The organism is Siphonobacter curvatus (assembly GCF_002943425.1).
GTDB lineage: Bacteria > Bacteroidota > Bacteroidia > Cytophagales > Spirosomataceae > Siphonobacter > Siphonobacter curvatus.
Map to the genome: position 1 here is coordinate 55511 of NZ_PTRA01000010.1, position 19266 is coordinate 74776.

The 19266-nt window shown below is 44.0% G+C and carries 9 protein-coding genes; 7 read left to right on the plus strand and 2 right to left on the minus strand.

The features are described 5' to 3' along the window. Positions 1-3: 3 nt before the first annotated feature. The gene (locus tag C5O19_RS25125; protein WP_104716125.1) at positions 4-3993 is read left to right on the plus strand and encodes a hybrid sensor histidine kinase/response regulator transcription factor; all 3990 of its coding nucleotides are present in this window, start codon (positions 4-6) and stop codon (positions 3991-3993) included. 591 nt (positions 3994-4584) lie between these two features. Continuing rightward, a complete protein-coding gene (locus tag C5O19_RS25130) occupies positions 4585-5037 on the plus strand; it encodes a hypothetical protein (RefSeq protein ID WP_104716126.1) in 453 nt (150 codons plus the stop codon). A gap of 462 nt (positions 5038-5499) precedes the next feature. Here C5O19_RS25130 and C5O19_RS25135 read toward each other — a convergent pair whose 3' ends face one another. Beyond that, positions 5500-8490, minus strand: a complete 2991-nt coding sequence (locus tag C5O19_RS25135) for a T9SS type A sorting domain-containing protein (RefSeq protein ID WP_165796128.1) — start codon at positions 8488-8490, stop codon at positions 5500-5502. A gap of 997 nt (positions 8491-9487) precedes the next feature. Between C5O19_RS25135 and C5O19_RS25140 the strand changes: the two genes are divergently transcribed. After that, on the plus strand, positions 9488-9892 hold the full coding sequence (locus tag C5O19_RS25140) for a hypothetical protein (RefSeq protein WP_104716128.1): 405 nt from the start codon (positions 9488-9490) through the stop codon (positions 9890-9892). Positions 9893-9896: 4 nt separating this feature from the next. After that, positions 9897-12338, plus strand: a complete 2442-nt coding sequence (locus C5O19_RS25145; protein ID WP_104716129.1) for a S8 family serine peptidase — start codon at positions 9897-9899, stop codon at positions 12336-12338. Positions 12339-12686: 348 nt separating this feature from the next. Here C5O19_RS25145 and C5O19_RS25150 read toward each other — a convergent pair whose 3' ends face one another. Next, entirely contained in the window at positions 12687-13484 is a 798-nt protein-coding gene (locus C5O19_RS25150) for a glycosyltransferase family 2 protein (RefSeq protein ID WP_104716130.1), read from the minus strand. A 1038-nt stretch (positions 13485-14522) separates the two neighbouring features. Here C5O19_RS25150 and C5O19_RS26425 point away from each other — a divergent pair. From C5O19_RS26425 to C5O19_RS25170, 3 genes are all read left to right on the plus strand, one after another. Then, positions 14523-15107, plus strand: a complete 585-nt coding sequence (locus tag C5O19_RS26425; protein ID WP_104716132.1) for a sensor histidine kinase — start codon at positions 14523-14525, stop codon at positions 15105-15107. Then, positions 15104-15847 (plus strand): LytR/AlgR family response regulator transcription factor, encoded by a 744-nt coding sequence (locus C5O19_RS25165; protein ID WP_104716133.1) that lies wholly within the window; start codon positions 15104-15106, stop codon positions 15845-15847. Before C5O19_RS26425 ends, C5O19_RS25165 begins: the two co-directional genes overlap by 4 nt. Before the next feature lie 449 nt (positions 15848-16296). After that, positions 16297-19230 (plus strand): lantibiotic dehydratase, encoded by a 2934-nt coding sequence (locus C5O19_RS25170; protein WP_262509742.1) that lies wholly within the window; start codon positions 16297-16299, stop codon positions 19228-19230. Positions 19231-19266: the final 36 nt, after the last annotated feature.

The following is a 19266-nucleotide window of genomic DNA, read 5'->3' on the forward strand; positions in this document are numbered from 1 at the left end:
CTTATGCGCTCTTTATCCCGAAGCTATCGCCAATGGTTTGGGTTATTGCTTATCTGTCTGTACCCCTTGTACAGTACGGGTCAGATAGACGTGGCCGCTGGTCTAACCTATCCTAAACGCATTCTAACGCCCCGTAACGGTCTTCCACAATCCTTTGTTTCGGGGCTGGTTCAGGATAAACAAGGCTTTGTCTGGGTAGGTACCCGCAATGGTCTGGCCCGCTTCGACGGCAAAGCATTCAAAGTTTTTCAGCACAATCAGCACGACAGCACCACCCTTAGCTCCAATGTAATTGCCTACCTGACGCCTGACGCCCAGAACCGCATCTGGATTCAGTACGAAAGCACGGCACTCGATGTGTTTGATCCGGTTACCGAGCAAGTCATCCACGTGAGTAAGGACCCCCTCTTTCAAAAGTATCCCAAGTACTTTGTTAGCCAGGGTCTACTCATTGACCATGAAAGCAAAATCTGGGGCATTGAGCGCGCAAACGGTCTTTACTGCTATGATTTAAAAGCTCAAAAGCTGACCCATTATACGCAGCAAACCCACGGTTTACCTTCCAATATTGTGCGGGGGGTATTCGAGGATCGTCAGCACCGCATCTGGGTGATTACCATGGCGGGCCTGGCCCGGTTGCAAGGGGGCCGTTTTCAAAGCACTCCTACGCCTTTCCCCTTGGAGTTTGGTACCAGTCGCTCGCTTTCCACCGACATGATTTCCATGCTGGAACGGCCCAATGGGGAATTGATGTTTAGTGATGCCCGCAAGCTCATTTTCTACCATCCCGAGCGCCGTAGCTTCCGACAGGTGTCGTTTCCACACGAGGAGAACCTGTCCATTCGCTGGATTCGCCGGGGACCCGATCAAAAAGAATACTGGGAATTAAACGGAAAAGTATATCAGTACGGCGATGCGCAGGGCATTCGGCAGGTAGCCGAAACATCGCTAACCACGATCAAAGAAGCCTGTAGCTTTTTGGTAGACCGATCGGGTCTGATCTGGCTGGGTACGAATGCCGCAGGTCTGCACCAGATTGATTTGAATGCCCCCTATTTTCGGACGTTTGAAAATACGCATTCCTTTCACGAGGATTTATTTCAAAAGGAGTTTGGCATTTCTTTGGGTCAGACCTTTGGCTGGCCGCCCCAGCACCCCGAATACCAGCTCTCCAGCTACAACGTTCGCTCGGCTTACGATGCCCATCATCGCTTGTGGGTAGGCTTGTGGAAAAATCTGGGGTATTGGGATGCCGCGGCCCGGCGCTTTGTACTGCTGCCCTTACCACCCGACCTGCTTTCACAACAGTATCTCTACCAAGGCATCCGGGGCTTAACCTTCGATGCACAGGGCCAGGTCTGGATTTCTGGTCAGGATGGCTACGTGGCTAGCTTTAATGAAGCCACCCGGCAATGGACGACCCAAAGTCCAGCGTCGGCCTTTGCCCAGGCCGTGCAAAAAAAGAATAGCCGCCCGGTGATCCCCGTGGCTTTACTCGTCGACGAGCAAAGCATCTACCTGACTACGGAGTTTGATGGCCTGGTCATTATTGACCGGAAAACCCATCAAATTCAGACCCTTACCCACGAAAATGCTCCCAAGGTAATCCCTACGAATCAGCTCATTGGCCTGGCAGCCGATCCCACCCGGAAAGACATCTTTTGGATGGGGAGCTACGACGGGCTGATCTGTTTTCATAAATCCACCCGTACCAGCGAAACCTTTTCCCTCGAAGAGGGGCTACCCGATAATGCCATTTACTCCCTATTGCCCGATGCGAAGGGCAGCTTATGGCTAGCCACCAACAAGGGGCTTTGCCAATTCCATCCCCTAACCCATCAGATTCGCCTATTTCAGGCATCCGACGGTCTACCCGGCGAGGAATTCAACCGCTTTCACTACCTGCGCCTGCCTGACGACCGGCTGGCCTTTGGGGGCATTGAAGGCTGGACCCTGTTTAAACCTGCTGGCTCCTTTGTGGACACGTACCAGCCTACGGTGGGCCTCACCCAGGTGCTGATCAATAACAGTCCCATCGACCAAACGCCGTTTAAACAGCCGCTGGAAGCCCTGCAAGCCCTCCAGCTTCCTTACGATCAGAACTCCCTGGTTTTTAATTTTGCCGGCCTGCACTACGCCCAGCCCGAGAAGCTTACCTATCGCTATCAACTCGAAGGCTACGATGAGGGCTGGAACCACATTGGCACGGCCTCCGAGGCGCATTACACCAAATTACCTCCGGGCCACTACACGCTCCGCGTAAACGTCACCAATACCAGCGGGGAGTGGAGCCATCATACCTATTCACTTTCTCTGATCATCCATCCGCCCTTTTATCAATCCTGGTGGGCGTACGCCCTGTATGTACTGCTAGCGGGCTCCTTAGCCTGGCTATTTGTGCAATACCGTATCCGACAGGACCGCTTTGCCCAGGCGATGGTACTCAAAGAAAAGGAAGCCCAGCAGTTGCGCTGGATTGATGAGCTGAAGACGAAGTTTTTCTCCAACATTACCCACGAGTTTCGTACGCCCTTGACGCTGATTCTCACGCCTACCGAACGGCTCAAGCAGGAAATTGAACTTCCCCACCAGCAGCGCTGGCTATCGGCCATTGAACGCAATGCCCACCAATTGCTTGGCCTGATTAATCAGCTCATGGATCTTTCCAAGCTCGAGTCGGGGATGATGAAACTTTCGCTGGCTCGGGGCAGTGTACAAGAAGTGTTAACGCGCCTGATCCAATCGTTTCAGATTGAAGCCGAACAAAAAGGCATCCAGCTTACGTGGAGCTTTCCCTCATCCCTCGGTACGTATTGGTTTGACGTGGATAAGTTTGAACGCATTGCCTATAACTTGCTTTCAAACGCCATCAAATTTTCCCAGAGTGGCGACGAGGTCCAAGTCAGTCTGAGCACTCAGCCTCCGGCCCAATCCACCCGGAGGGAAATCCATACGGGCATCTACCTAACCGTGTCCGATACGGCCTTGGGCATTGCGCCGGAGGTGCTGCCCCACATTTTTGACCGTTTCTACCAGGTCGATGAAAGCCATTTTAGGCAGGGAACGGGCATTGGTCTAGCCTTGGTTAAAGAACTCGTCGAACTTCAGATGGGCTTTATCGAAGTGGCCAGTGAGCAAAACCGCGGAACGTCCTTTGTGATCTTTCTACCCTACGCAAAAGCCGAACCGGCGATCGTCGAAACGTCGGGGGCCTCTGCTCCGGAAACGCCCGAGGAGACCCAAGCGCACGTGTTACTCGTGGAAGACAACGCCGAGCTGGCGGCCTTCATCATTGATAGTCTCCCTAGTGCTTACCGGGTGAGTCTAGCCACCAACGGCGCCGAAGGCTACGAGCAGGCCCTCTTGCTGGGACCCGATTTAATCATTAGTGACATCATGATGCCCGTGATGGATGGATTGGCTATGTGTCAGGCCATTCGAAACGATGAGCAGGTAAGTCACATTCCCATCATCCTACTCACGGCGAAATCCGCTTACGAAAGCCGGATTGATGGGCTTTCGCGCGGCGCTAATGCCTATATCACCAAGCCTTTTCACGTCGAGGAGCTCCACCTGAAGATTCGAAATCTGCTCGCCCAGCAAAAGCTCAGCCAGCAGCACGCCCGTCAGGGCTTAATGCAGCCGGCGCCGGTCCAAAAGACCGTCGAAGATCCCTTTCTGACCCGGTGCTATGCGCTACTCGAAGAACGGCTCGACGATTCTTCGCTGAGCGTGGAAACCTTTGCTAGTCTGGTCAATATGAGCCGGGTCAATTTGCACCGGAAAATCAAGGCCTTGACGGGTCTTTCCGTTAGCGAGGTGATCCGCAACTACCGCCTCAAACGTGCAACGGCCTTCTTAGAACAGGGACTTAACAGCTCCCAGACGGCCTACCAGGTGGGCTTTGAAAATCCTTCCTACTTTATCAAGTGTTTCCGCGACCTCTACCACATGACGCCTTCCGAGTATGTAAAGAAGGTAAATGCACTGTAAGAGCTAGCGGCGGCAAAGGGATTATAATGAGTGACACCTATCCAATCGCCAGGATTACGCCTGTCTAAGACCGTCACTACCCTAGCTACGTAGCTTTGATGGACCCCAACATCCTTAGTATAGAAGCCAGTTTACTCGTAAGACTCCTTGCCTTTGATTTGAACGTGAGCCGGACTGTTTACCCAAACGGCTGCTCGCAAAATTCCTTTCTCAGGCGTATGGTTAGATAGCCGGGCCCGTCTTTCGGTAGATAAAGGGGATAAGAAACGCCACTAACCTCGCGGGCTTTATTAGCTGTGAGCGTACCGGGCGCCTTTACTAGCGATCAGGTCTCTTAATCACTTTAGATACCCCAATAGCGCAGATAAGCGCCTACCATTTTTGTAAGCTCCTGGTCTTGACTTACTACGAAAAGGGAGACCTGCAGCCACATGCCTTGCTTTTAGAAAGCCTTGGCGCAAGCAAAATTGGTTAGCCGCTTTTACAGGCCTGGTATATCTTTTTGCTTTTGAGAACGTGTTTTAAATCACTCAGCAAAACAAAGCAATAGGCCGACCTAGAATTAAAAGGGAACTGATCCCAACACCTTGTATGCACCGTAGATGGCTAACCTTCCCCTTCAAGCATAGACAGACGTATCGATTAGGAGTCGCCCTCCTGTTACTAACGCTTCAATCGTGCCAGTCTAAAAAATACACGTTTGCCTCTTCAGCGGTTGTACCGGCTGCCGAAGGAACGATCAAAGTCGAACCCGAAGACAATGGCAATTATGAAATAGAACTACAGGTGACGAACCTTGCCGAGCCCAGTCGGCTGCAGCCGGCTCGAAAATTATATATCGTTTGGGCGCAGACGGAAAAAGAAGGAAATCGAAACATTGGGCAATTAAAAATGTCCACGGGATTTCTTTCCTCCACGCTTAAGAGTTCCCTGCACAGCCTCAGCCCCTTTAAACCCGTAGGCTTTTTAATTTCTGCGGAAGACAACCTCAGCGTGGCTCAACCCCGCGGGCCAATCGTCCTACAAACGGCTACCGAGCCCTAAAATCAACCAGGCCTTCATTTTCTCAACATTAGAAATCACTACTCGTTCGCTTTATTTGGTGGTACGCTCCTGCCAGCAGTTGATTGGCTCATCTAAGCGCATACGGTTTGGGGTCATGGCGAACAAAGCCAGGAGGCTTTTCCGCTCATGGAACTACCGCTGACTACTTGGCTGGACTAGGTGATCATGACTGGCAGATGATAAGCCCGGTCTAGTAGCCCTTTATCTTGTAAACAAAATCCTTCCTACAGTATTAATCGTTTCCGCGAGTATTTACCCCCCTGACGCCTGCTGAATACGTGAAGAAAGTAAGTACTCAGTAAGACTACTCTAGGGGTAATTACTTTAGTCTAAAGAAAATGCTCAGTGATTAGCGATTTTTCCAGTGTAAAGGATTCTTGCTTTTAAACGGTGCGTATTCAATGCATGCAGCCATTAATTTTTCACTTTCTCTTTGCTAGGTTACTGCTTGATAAATCGTTGCTCTAACGTATGCCCAGTTTTAGTAAAAATTCGTAGGATATAGGCACCTTTAGGCAAGGTGTTTACCTGGATCTTCTTATCGAATACTGCTTTCTGCCAGAGCACGAGTCCTTGTAGGTTCAAAACCTGGATTTTAGCTACATCGAGGGTAGGTGATAATTCGATTGCTAACTCACCTTCGGTTGGATTGGGATATATTGTCAAATCGTAGCTGATGCCCGCATTCTTTACAGAAATCATCTTCGAATCATGAGTAGTACCATCCTCATCTATTTGTTTCAGGCGATAATAGGTGATTGGACTACACGGCAAACGGTCCCAAAAGGTATAACCTTGCAGCGTAGTTGTCGTTCCCGCACCTTTGACTAAGCCTATGACCTCAAATTGTTTACCGTTGGGACTTCGCTCAATCAGAAAATGGCTATTGGTGGTCTCCTGAGCCGTTGACCATAAAAGTTGATTCCCTAGTTCTGCTTTATTTTTTCCAGAAAAGTGGATGAATGTAACGGGTAAGGGGGTCTCAATGGCTACGTACACCTGAATGGGAACCCGGGTTGAGCTGCCCAAATATTGCACGGTTAAGGTGTCCCGGCCCATTTGATTTCCCTGAACCTGGCCTTCTCCCAGATAAGAAGCGATATTTTCTTTAAACTGATACGTTACTCCTGCCAAAGCTGATAAGTCCCGTTCTACTCCGTCGTCAAACAGCCCCGTTACAGTTAATTGCTGCGTACCCTGTAAACTCACGAGTACGCTAGCAGGTTGTACGGAGATACTTTTCAAATTCACGTTTGGAACCACCTGGAGGGTTACCGTAGTATCCATCAATTCATACCCTGCTTCCCCAAATCCTAACGCTGCTAAGCGTAAGGTACCGATAGCGTTAGTCGGCACCTGATAAGTAAAAGTGGTCGTAGTGGGATCAACTATCTTTTGATACGTTCCGACGGAAGCGTTTCCGGCAAAAAACACGATATTTTTTATATCTTGACTAACGTTGACGGAAACCGTAACGAATTGATTGGGTCGTACAGTTGTACCGGAAAGGGGCTGAGCAATGTGTAGAGTCGATGCTTGGGTTGCAGCAGCCGTGTAGCCCCTAGCCCCCTTATTCGTTTCGCTTAGAAAATCAGGTATTTTTTCTGGGAAAGGGTCATACCACGTTTTACTAAATAGTGGATCTGCTGGACTCTTTTTAAGCAATTCTTTTACCTTTTCAATAACAATGGGGTTTACGGTAGAACCCATGTGATTTTGATTTGCCGGGATCAACGTTACATTGGATGGACTTAAGCCCCCCCTTTGGCTCTGATCAGATACTGTAATGTCATTGTAGCCGTCAAACAATTCCTGCGTCAATCTATTTAATAAAATCGCAATATCATTTCCGGGGGAAGGTAGCATAGACTTGTATTTAAAGAGGGCCGCCTGCAGTACTAGAGCTGACCAATCATTGATTACTGAAAGAGGGTCTACCTGATCCATCGGAATTTCATACCTGGTCACAATCGCATGGCAGGGAACCGAATTATGAGTTCTTGTCGGACCATTTAATAATTCAGTAAGGGCAACACTGCCTACCCGTAAATCTCTGATCGCTTGAAATTTCCACTCTCCACCCATTATAAAACTGGCCACTGTCAAAGCTCCGTAAAAAACTTGATGATCAACTAGATTACCTACTTGAGATCCTCCGTGTGGCGTATTCAGCGTAATAACTCGATTAACGGCTGAGTGATAATTCGTTTGAACATGGATTCGGCTCAGAATCCCCCCCATGCTATGCCCAATTAAATCACATTTTCCAGCTGATATTTGAGCATTATTGCAATCCAATAAAATGAGTTTTAATCGTTCCTGCAACAAGGCAGAATTGTCCCAAAAGCCCATACCTGACCGATCGGAATATCTCACTATATGCACTTGCCTATCGCTATAGAGCTCTGCTTGCAAGCCCACTTTCATCAATTCAAAAATTTTCCCTTTAGATAACAAGCCATGAATCAAAGCTACAGGAGGCCGGACAACAGTCAGCTTTAATTTACCCACTTGAGTAGCACCTTGGTAAATGAGTAAGGTAATCAAATACTCTCGTTGGGCCCTTTCACTATTAAAAAAGGAAGGATGCTTATACGTTATTCTAAATTTATCGACTTGCTTAATAGGGTTAATTAATTCACCATCCCGCTCTTCATTCCCTATTGATGTATTTTCAATTTTAATCGAAACATCATTAGCTTGTTTACCCTTCACTTCGATAACGGTTGCCTCCGATCCATCCGCACATACTTTTGTTTTAGCATTAATATTTTTGTTAATCCCCAGATTTATTTCCTCAAGAAAAGTGCGAGTGAGGGGTGCCGCTTGATTTCCAATCTTGAATTCATTGTAAAGTGATAATAGGGTAGTATTCTTTTCATATACTTTAACACTAGCCACTACCTCCTGGCCGGCGTATGTATTCGTATTAGATACAGTGCCTAGGCTTGCCGTTTCTTCGCCCGTTCGCGTATCTTTGAAATAACGAAATTGGTATTCCCAATCTTGGGTGGAAGACCCCACGATTCGAAAGGCCCCTACCGATAAAGTCATCCAAATTTTCTTGTAGCCTTCTGCATCGTACTTAACGGCAATAAAACTAGATGCACCGGTTCTGTTAATACGAGGCCCCCTAACGTTCTCGGGAAAATTAGGGACCACCCTAACTTCATAAAAGATGGCCCCTGACTCAACCTGTTTACTGTAAAAAGGGTTACCCTTTTCATTTTTATTATTAGAGCCTTGAAAAGTAGTCGTCGGCCCAACGAAACTTTTAACTACTATCTTAGTAGAAGGCAAGGTAAACTGGCTTGACGCTTTCCCGCCTAACATACTCACTTCAATACTATCTAGCTCCATTAGTTGACCATACGATCTATCATAAGTCAAGAGAGAAAGTAATAGAATAAACAGGTAGAATTTCTTTTTCATACGTACAGTGACAAGAATATGATAGGTATGAAACAAAAGTATTAGACTTACCGTAGCCCATAAATACCTATATATAGGCATATCAAGATTTTGAGTACAGCACAAAAACGTAGAGCCTTTAAGAAAATATTATAGGTAATAAAAGACTGACCGGAATACCTTTGTTATAAGCGCGTATAAGCAAACTGAGGAATTTTGGCGGCTTGAATCGGAACTCCCTCGATTCTTCAGCAAACAGTTAGGACAGTTATTGCAACAAGTCAATCAGCCGAAGCATAACAAGGACGTAGCAACGCTTAGGGGCGGCTTCATTTTACGAGAAATTACAGACATGAATTACGTACGGACTACCACAAGCGAACCTTAAATTCACCGTACACAATGGTATACGCATAATCATGGTAACCTGCAAGCCATTACGGGTTTGTATCGCGAGAAAGCTTTAAATAAGCTATCCGATTAATTGAGAAGCAAATTGCCTGAATCGCTAGTGTAGAGAAAAATATGCAATAACTCAGAACTCAACTAGGCAAGCCCTAAGCCAAGCAGGAAAGGCTTGATCATGTAAAGCTGTAGCTATAACAAATTGAAACAACTCTAGCTCCATATTTAGCAGGATCGACTCCATTGCGTCCAATTCAATAACCCCAAAAGCAGGATAAAAATGAAGTCACCATGTGCTATAAAGTAAAATGAAAGCCTTCTTGAAAAAATACCCCAATAGCGGTGTACATTCCTCAAAACTTTAGCAACTTAAAATCCTAGGTTAAGAAACTACGCTTTATTACTTATTAGAATGGCATTAAATATGCAAAAGTATAAATGCAATATTTTACGCTAAATTGTAAGAGCTCTATACAAAGTGATTTTTTATCTTATTCTAATTAATTTCTAATATCAGTTATTAATGATTCCATCTATTTTTATTTGCCTTTACAACTATATAATATAAATAGGTGTCTATCTAATATACTTCACATTTCAAACACTACATATCATGAAAAATATACTTTCTATCGTTATCTTTCTTTTTACAGCACTCTTACTGATCACTTGTACTAAGGAAGATAATCCTTATGACGGCAATACTTGTTACGAAGGTATAATCGTCGCTGGAGATTGTCCATCTTTATACTTCGTACAAGTCACGAATGCTCCTATCGGCGTGGAGTGGGATAGAAAAGATAGTTTGTTTAATAATGTAGTCATGTTAAATAATCCACCCTTTAACAGAATCGAGGGGGGCCTTACAATCGGCACTAAAGTATACTTTCATATTGACGCAAAAGCTACAGAACAACGTTCATGCAGCGATTTTTATCCCTGCCCCACTACCATTCCTTTGAAAAAGCCAAGTGTCCAATTATGTATTGATTATATATCTCTAAACCAATGCAAATAACCCAATGAAAAAAAAAACCTCTACCCTAACCATTGTCCTCATTCTGATCAGTATTTGTAGTTCAAGCTTTGCTCAAGAAATCTTCATGTGGGCAGGGAAAAAAAAGGTAATACTTAAGCCTGATTCAAGTATCATTTTAGCTAAGGTGGCCAAAGGAGCTTCAATTAACGACCTAAGTAAGAAAATAATTAATAATCCTGCCAGCTCAGATTATCGTGAAATTTCAATTGGGGGGGTCCCGTTTGTTATCTACAAACAAACCTCAAGTACAGGCAAATTGTCTTTAACAAAAACTGAAGCTGATTTTAGCATACCCCTATTTTATGCCAATGGTGAACCCATGTACTTTAATGGCAAACTAATGCTGATGCCCAAAAAAGGTGTCTCTATAGAAAGAATTGTAAAGTTCACAAATAATCAAATCCTACTCACTGGTAATACACCAACTCAAACCTATTTTTGTAGAGTTACCGATATAGACCAACTGTTTAATATCTCAAATAATCTACACGAAAGTGGGTTAGTGGAATGGTGCGTTCCAAGCTATTTAGCAAGAATCACATCTAATTACATACCCAGTGATGACCGTTTCCCAGATCAGTACTACTTACATCAAGCCAACAACATAGACATTAATGCACCTGAAGCTTGGGACATAACCCGTGGATGTGGTATTCGTGTTGCTGTCATAGATGATGGAGTAGAAGACCACCCAGAACTAGGAAGCCGTCTTTTACAGGGCTTTACACCTCTAGACCCAAACGGTTTCGGACGACCCTTTGGCGTATGTTTTGATAGGAATACACCTGACCCATTTGACCCTAATCGATTCCTGCGAGTCGGTCATGGTATGGCGTGTACCGGAATAATAGCTGCTGCACATGACAATGGAGGTGTAGCAGGTATTGCACCTAACTCCCTTATTTATCCTGTAAATATATTTAGAGGCGGAGAAACTCCAGAGGAAATAGTTTTGGGCATAAATAATGCTTGGAGAGAAAATGCCGGAAATGCAGATATTATAAGCTGCTCTTGGGGCTTTAATCAACAAGATGCTTTCCATCCAGGGATTGCTCAAGAAATTACAAACGCTCGCACCCAAGGCAGAAGACGGAACGGTGTTACTTTAGGTTGCATAGTTATATTTTCTTCCGGAAATTCAAACCTTAATTTCTCCGGTGTCTTGTTTCCCGGTAATGTGGATGGAGTAATTACGGTAGGAGCTATCGAATTTAATGGAAATATTCATGGCTATAGTAGCCGTGGGCCTCAAATGGACTTAGTAGCTTGTTCAGGTGCTGATATGGGCCGTCTAGACTTAGGTGATAATTGCATAATTCCGAATGGTGACATTCGCACCATTGATCGTCCCGGGGCTAATGGTTATTCAAATGACGGATTCTTTAATCTATTTAATGGAACATCAGCAGCTGCTCCCCAAGTTTCTGGCGTAGCCGCCTTAATGTTATCACTTAATCCCAATCTTACTGAAACTCAAGTACGAACCTTATTACAGCAGACTGCGGTTGATATGGGCAATCCAGGGTTTGACAATACATTTGGATTCGGTCGAGTAAATGCACGGGCAGCATTAGAAGCAGTGATGGCCAGTATGTTTCCTACTAATTCCGTGGCTTGCTCTAACGCAACGTTTAGCCTGCCTGCTGGCTATTCGGGTGCAACGTGGATAACCAGTAGTAATCTTCAAATTACGGGCGGTCAAAACTCGACCTCTATTTCGGTTAGTTCGGCTACCACCAATGAAGCAGAAGAAGGTTGGATTCAGGTTACAGCTAACTCTTCCTGTGGATCGGTAACCATTCGTAAAAGTGTATGGGTAGGCCGTCCCCGGTTTGGTGAAGTCACGATGGCTGGATCCTATTTAACTCCATACTTCCCTAATACCATTTGCCAAAATCAGAATCGGCAACTACAAGCCGGAAATATGATTGGAGCTACTGGTGGCAATTATTCTTTCACCAGCAATACTTCTAATGCTTACTTCTGGAATCCTACTACTACTAGCGTTAATTTTAATTCTGGTTATCTAAATGGAAGCTTTCATATTCGCTATACTGCTACAAATAGCTGTGGTAGCACTTGGAGGGAATTTCCATTTACTGTAAGTTGTGCTTCCTACTTAGCTTATAAAGTTTATCCAAATCCTGCATCTGATAAAATCAGTGTCGAATTTGAGCAGTCGGAGGAAGACAAACTTCTACCTGAAAGCATTGAGCTTTATCAAGAAGAAAGAATAACCACTTCTAAACCAGTTCGATCCATTTCATTGAAAGAGGAGGTAAATAAATTACAGGTTGAAGCAACAAATAGCATTTATTTTGATGTAAAGGACCTTCCCAGAGGAAGATATGTACTACGAATCACAAAAGAAAAAGAAGAAGATAAATCCAAGCAAATCGATGCTTTGCATATAATCCTTAATTAAACTCTACAAACTAAAGGTATACATACTAAGACTTTAATCAATTGCAATCTTATTGTGTATACCTTTAGTTGATTGGTCATAGTGGGATTGAAACTGTAGTACGGGGTGATCGGATCAAAAGTCCCTATATTCCCAAATACACCGGTGGCTGCGGACTTCTGCTCATCCAAGTACTGGTCGAAGCATTACAATACAGCGGCCCTGCTTAACTAAACGTTAAACAGGGCCGCTTCGATTCAAGAATAGATTTTAAACTGCTTGCTAATAATGTACTGGGATATAGTATTTGTTAAACCAAAGCGTAAACGTTAAAGGATGATCTTCTCAGCATTTTGACCTAGCTAAGTATTACTTAGCCAGCACGTAGGAGAAGGTTTCTTTCATGGTTTTATATTTCAAGTAGGCATTATAGACCCAAGGGATTTCCGATAGTTTTCGGCTAGCCTGATTCACCGGCCGGTATTGCCCGGGTTCTTCCGCTGAATTTACATGTTCAAATAAATCTTTATAGTCATTGTAGAACAACCCCTTCCCATGGTTTTTCAAGAAAGAGCGGCACATGCTCATTTCCGTGGTATCCCCACTGAGCGTCTCCAAATACCGGCCAAACTTATCGCTGAACGTATTTCGTTTTAAGTGGGGATGATCGCTGTAGAGGTAAAATTTATGATGATTGATGTACCAGGGGGCTAAGTTGAATTGCATGCGTGAAAACCCCTTCTTGTAATTCTTCAGGTACGGATACTTCGCCCAGGGAAACGCATAAAAACGGACGATATCCCATTCTGATTCCTCATCCATGAGATTCAGGCCATTAGCCAGGGCTTGCCGAAAGGCGGGCAGGGGCACAAAATCCTCCTGTACGTACAAAAGATAAGGAGTTTTACTAAAATCCTGCCCTACATTAATACTATTGCCTAAGCCTTTATTGACTGAGGTACTCAGCAGGGTAAAGGAATACCGCTCCTTCTGCTGGAGCACCGCTTCAAAATGCTCGCCATTGCTGCCGCCATCCGAGACAATGATTTCACCAAATGAAAGCTTGAGCGTTTCCAGCGACTGGAGGAGCCGCTCCAGCGAATGGCTTCGATTAAAATGAGTAATTAACAGCGTAATTGACTCAAAGTGTTGAGGCAAGGAGAGCATGAAGATATAAGTCTTTTAGGTGTGGTATTGTAAGTGCCGGTTTAGAAAACCGACCTCGCTTCAAATATCATACATCTTTAAGAATAAATGAAGTGAGCCCTACTCGTAATTATTGGAGAAAGCGCTTAAACTCTATAAAAAGCTTACTTATTAACGGTTTGCCTAGCCTAAAGCTATTTCTTATACCCATAAATGGATATATAATTATGTATTCTTTTGTCTATTTGACGTGCGTTGTTGCTAGACACTCTTTTGTCATTGTCTATATTACATATATCTCATGGTCAATGTATAGATAGACTATACTGTTTCGCTTCCTGTTTTTAAGTGCCTTTAGAATTTTAATACTGAATAAAAATTAGCTACCTCTCATACATTTATGATAAGCGTATAACTAAAACAGTTGTATGTCGATAAACTGACGTTCTTCGACGATGGTTTAAAAATTATTTAAATAATAATGTTAGCTTAAAGTACTTATCCTACCCTAATCTTCCCAGCTATGAAACCTCTTCTTCCATGGCTATATTTACACCAGCCCTACCCCAATACGCAAGTTCGTATAGCATTACACCTTAGCTTCTGGTTTCTTATTGGATTATTTATCTTCAGCCAACATTACATTAGTCTACGAGATCCGGTTCATTTACCACTGCTCTTAAGCATTTTGTCCATTATTCTTTTTCCAATCATTTTTAACTACTATATAATTAGTCTTTGGGGTATCCCAGCGCTTTTAAAGAGAAGATATACTGATTTAATAAGTTGTCTAATTATTGTTTACGTCACGACAACTGCTGTTTATCATTACTTCATTCCAATACTATCTCTGGAGTACGGAGGAGCCTATAAAGGATTGATTTCGGTTTATGCCGATGCGCCTCTATTTATTGTCTTAAGTAAGTTATCAGTACTCATCTACAATTACGCCTTTAGCTTTTCTCAACTTTCTTTACCGATCTTCATTAAAATCTCTAAAGTCATCAATACTATTCAACGTCAACAAGAGCTTTTGAAAGGTGAAAATTACAGTTCGAACTGCAGGCTTTAAAGGCACAAATCCAGCCCCACTTCATTTTTAATTCCCTAAATACCATCTATGATCGAGTTCTTTCTCAAGACCTAGAAACACCAAAGCAAATCATTTATCTATCAAATTTCTTACGATATACCGTTCAAGAAGCCAGTGAAGACTTTATTCTCTTAGAAAAAGAAGTTTGGTTCATTGAAAGCTATATCTCATTAGTGATGAATCGGCACGGCGAGCGGGTTACGGCTAGCTTCACACAAGAAGGTTACTTAGGAAATTATAAAATTCCTCCTCTTCTGTTAATTACCTACGTGGAAAATGCCTTTAAACACGGCGTTGAAGCCACCTCACTGGATGCATGGGTACAAATCTATCTGCGCATGGAAAAGAATGGTCTTTTCGTTTTTAGCATAAAGAATTCTCATCCTTGTATATCTTCTAAAGGCACAGGTCAAGGTTTAGCCAATGCCAAACGTCGCCTGGCGCTTCTCTTCCCTCAAAAACATAGTCTAATTATTGAATCCAATGCATCCATTTTTAACATTACGCTTACCATACTTCTTTCCACATATGAAAATTCTGAAACTCTATGAAAACGATCTCCTGCTGTATTATTGATGATGAGCTAGCAGCTCATCGGGTCTTATCTAGCTACATCAACCAAATACCTTATTTGCGTTTAGTAGCTACCTGTACAAGCGCAGTTGATGCACTGCCCATTCTACTGAAAGAGCGTCCTGATTTACTTTTTTTAGATATTAGGATGCCGGGCTTGAATGGATTGGATTTGTTAAAGGCCTTTACTTTTACGTATCACCCCCACGTTATACTTACGACTGCTCATACTGAGTACGCGGTAGATTCCTATGAGTACGATGTAAGCGATTACCTATTAAAACCCATTGCTTTGGAGCGTTTTATGAGGGCCTTAGGAAAAGTGTATTTAGGAGAAACTCCTGGCAACCATTCCTTTTCTCACCGCATTTGGATAAAGAAGGGTTATGAGCAGATACAGGTTATGGCTGACGAAATCCTGTATATTGAAGGGATGGATGATCACGTAAATGTTTTCTTACAGGATAAGTCAAGTCGTTCAAATGTTGACATGCCCATTAAATTCATCACCTCGTATGTTAGTATGCAGTTTATGGAGGATAGTTTGCCACAATCCTTATTCATCCGGATTAGCCGCTCCTACATTGTGCATAAAACCGCTATCTACTCTATCGATAAGAAACAGATTAAATTAATAAACGGGCTAGAAATCTCCATTGGCCCTACCTACAGGGATTCTCTTAACGTTTTGTTTAGTAACAAACCTATGGGTTATTAATAGTTTACCGAGAACTTCTTCTTCTTCACTGGTTGAGATTCATGATTCACCGAGTACCGTTATCAGGGGCTTGATTAAGTCGGCGTTGATGATGTAGCTTTAAGCCTTAATCAATCTATTATTCACCGTTTAAACTATTTTCCAATGAACACGTCAGCACCAGTATCCGAAAATTTAGCATTCAAAAAGAAAGTTATTGCTCAAGCGACGACAAAGCCTTTGTCAACTTCCGGTACCATTCTGCTTTCCACGATTCCCTGTACTTTAGGTACTACGCGGTAAGCGTTCAATCCGTCAGAGCCAAAGACCTTAACTCTTTGGCCCTTCTTTCATTTTTACTTTCCCTAGCACCCACTTCATTCACGCCTTACCTCACAGCTAATAGAGTTGGGAGGTACACTTCCCTTTTGATTGAACCAAGCCATTCTCCGCTTATGAAGTCTATTCAAATGCTTCCTTTCTTCCTGCTTCGGACCCCGGTATGGCCTAACCCATTCCCCACTAAAGGGCCGCTAATCCCTAGCTTCGAGTTCCTACGAGAGAATGTATTTTTTCAGGCCGCGATTGCTTCGGCTTCTCCAACCCTTTGGCAGCAAATGCAAAAAGAAGGTCCCCTCCCACCATCAGTCAAGCAGAGTATATTAAAGTACTTTATTCGCATGAGCACTCGCCCTACGCCGTATGGTCTTTTAGCGGGAGTGAGTTTGGGAAAAATAGATGCCACTTCAAAGGTATCGTGGAAGACTAAACGTTTGAAGCCTCACCATCGCCTAGATATTGAATACCTCTTGGCATTAATTCAAGCCTTGGCATGTATGCCAAAGGTACAAACGCAACTCCGCTTCTACACCAATCCCATCTATTACTGCCATCAGGACTCGTTACGCTATCTCGATCAAGTAGACGGAAGTCATGTTATTAGTGAAGTGGAATTAACGGAACCGCTTCGAGAGCTTCTAATGGATGCTCAGCAGGGACTTACCCTGCAGGCATTGGAAGCAAAGCTTACCAGCCATGAGTATTCTAAGCAAGCCGCGCTTTGCTATATTGAATCCCTCATTACCAATCAGTTACTAATTAATGAACTTCATCCATCCTTAACGGGAGAAAATCCACTTCAGCTTTTGTTACAAAAACTTAGCCCTTTACAGGATGTATCGTCTGAATTGGCATTCTTAAAAATGCTGGAAAAACATTTACTTCTCGATGAGGTTAGTACAAGGGTCCCCAACTTAAACGTACACAATACACCGTTATCTGAAATTCCAGTAATTCAGCAAACGGATCTGTACTTACAAACTCATTCCTGCACCTTAAGTGAAAAGGTCCGGGAATTGATTACCTCGCAACTTTCTGATCTCCTGGTTCTCCCTGCAACGCAAACAGACTCATCGATTTTAAGTTTTGCCAAACACTTTCGCGCGCGTTATGGCGCTCAGTCTGTACCGCTATTACAGGCTTTAGATCCTGATTGGGGAATCGGATTTGGAGATCAAGTCGCTCCCTACGCTCCGTTAGTGGAGGGATTAGTTCCTTTTGCCTCAAGTCCCGACACAAATTCTGATTCAGAAGCCTTCCGTAACTTACGAACAAAAGTGCTAAAGCAAGCATTAAGAGAGAAACAGACTTCCATCAAGATCGAGGCGGAAGATTTAGCATCTTGTCAACCGAGTCGAACGAAAATCCCTACTAGTTTTTATGCTTTGGGTAACCTAATTGCTTCTTCTAGTGCTAGCTTAGATCAGGGCTTTTTTCTTTTTCACTTGCTTTCTGTGTATGGCCCTTCCGCCGCGAACTTAATGGCCCGTTTTGCCACGTACGATTCGGCCTTAAGTGATCACTTAGTTGATGCTCTGAGAGAAGAAGAAGCTCAAGAGCCTGAAGCAATCTTTGCGGAAATTGTCTATCTTCCGAAGGGTCGGGCAGGTAATATCATTCAACGTCCCCAACTCCGAACGTATGAAATTCCCTGTTTGGGAAAAGCCAGTGTAAAGCCTGAATTTCAAATTCACCTGGACGACCTTTCGGTTCAGGTTGAGGAAAGCGGCTATATACATTTATTTTCATCACGGCTTCAAAAAAAAGTAATTCCGCGGCTTTCTTCGGCCCATAACCCTGCGCAAGGCCCGCCTGTCTATCAATTTCTAGTTGCCTTGCAAAGTCAAGAGCATGGCTTTCCCTTAGCCTGGGATTGGAAAGAATTGAAAGAAGAACCTTTTCTACCCAGGGTTATCTATCAAAACATTTGTTTATGCCGGGCTCGTTGGCGCATTAAAAACTATATTCCCTTTCGTTCCTTGCCCCGCTGGGTATGCCTAACCCACTATGATCAGGAATTAGTACTGGATTTGAAGAAGGATTGGGGCAGGGAATTACTCCAGGCTGAACTTTCCAAACATAACACCCTTATCCTGCAGGAATGGTTAATGCCGGCCAATCATTGCTGGATACGAGAACAGAATACCTCCTATACCAATGAAGTCATTCTCCCCTTTAAATCCCTAAAGCCCCCCGTGCTGAAACCTATGCCAACCCTCACGTTTCACCAACCCTACACCTTTCCTCCGGGATCTTCCTGGTTGTATGCTAAATTATACGCTGGCCCTACGATTCAGGAGGAATTATTAACTACACAGCTTCCTTCCATCTTAACGCAGCTAGCAGACCGGTTAAAAAGTTGGTTCTTCATTCGTTACGCGGATCCCGAACTCCATCTACGACTACGCATGCAAGGAAACGATTCTTATTTTTATGTAAGGGCTTTGGCACTTTTGGAAAAGGCATTAAGTCCCCTTTTAACTGCCAATCAGCTGTATTGGCAGTTAGATACCTATCAACGCGAAGTAGACCGTTACGGCCCAGAGGCTATGCTCACTAGCGAAGATTTGTTTTGCGTAGATAGCTCGGCAACCTTAGCGTACTTACAAACGGAATGGCAGCCCCAGGATCGCATTTTATTTGCCTTGCAAAGTGTTGATGGGTATTTAGAAGATGCAGGATTCAATTTAGTGGCTAAACAAGCCTTTACGCATCAACAGGAAGAAGCTTTTTTACTTGAGCATCAAGCGGATAAAACCTTTCGCCAACAGCTTAACCAACGCTACCAAGCCTATCAGCCTAGAATTCATACTGCCCTTGCCTATCCTAGTGAAGATTGCCAGCGTATTTTACAAAGCAGATCGGCAAAAGTTCTTCCACTGTTTACCCAGTTAGCTCAAGTGAGTGCTCTTCCAGCCCGCTTACCAGATTATTTACACATGAGCATTAATCGCTTATTCACCGCGCATCAACGCACCTACGAACTACTTACCTATTATTTTCTCACTCGCTATTATACGTCTCAGCTTGCCCGTTTGAATCAAATGATTCACTTACCCCGCTAAATGCTTTGCTTCATTCTATACCTTTCATCTTGTAGA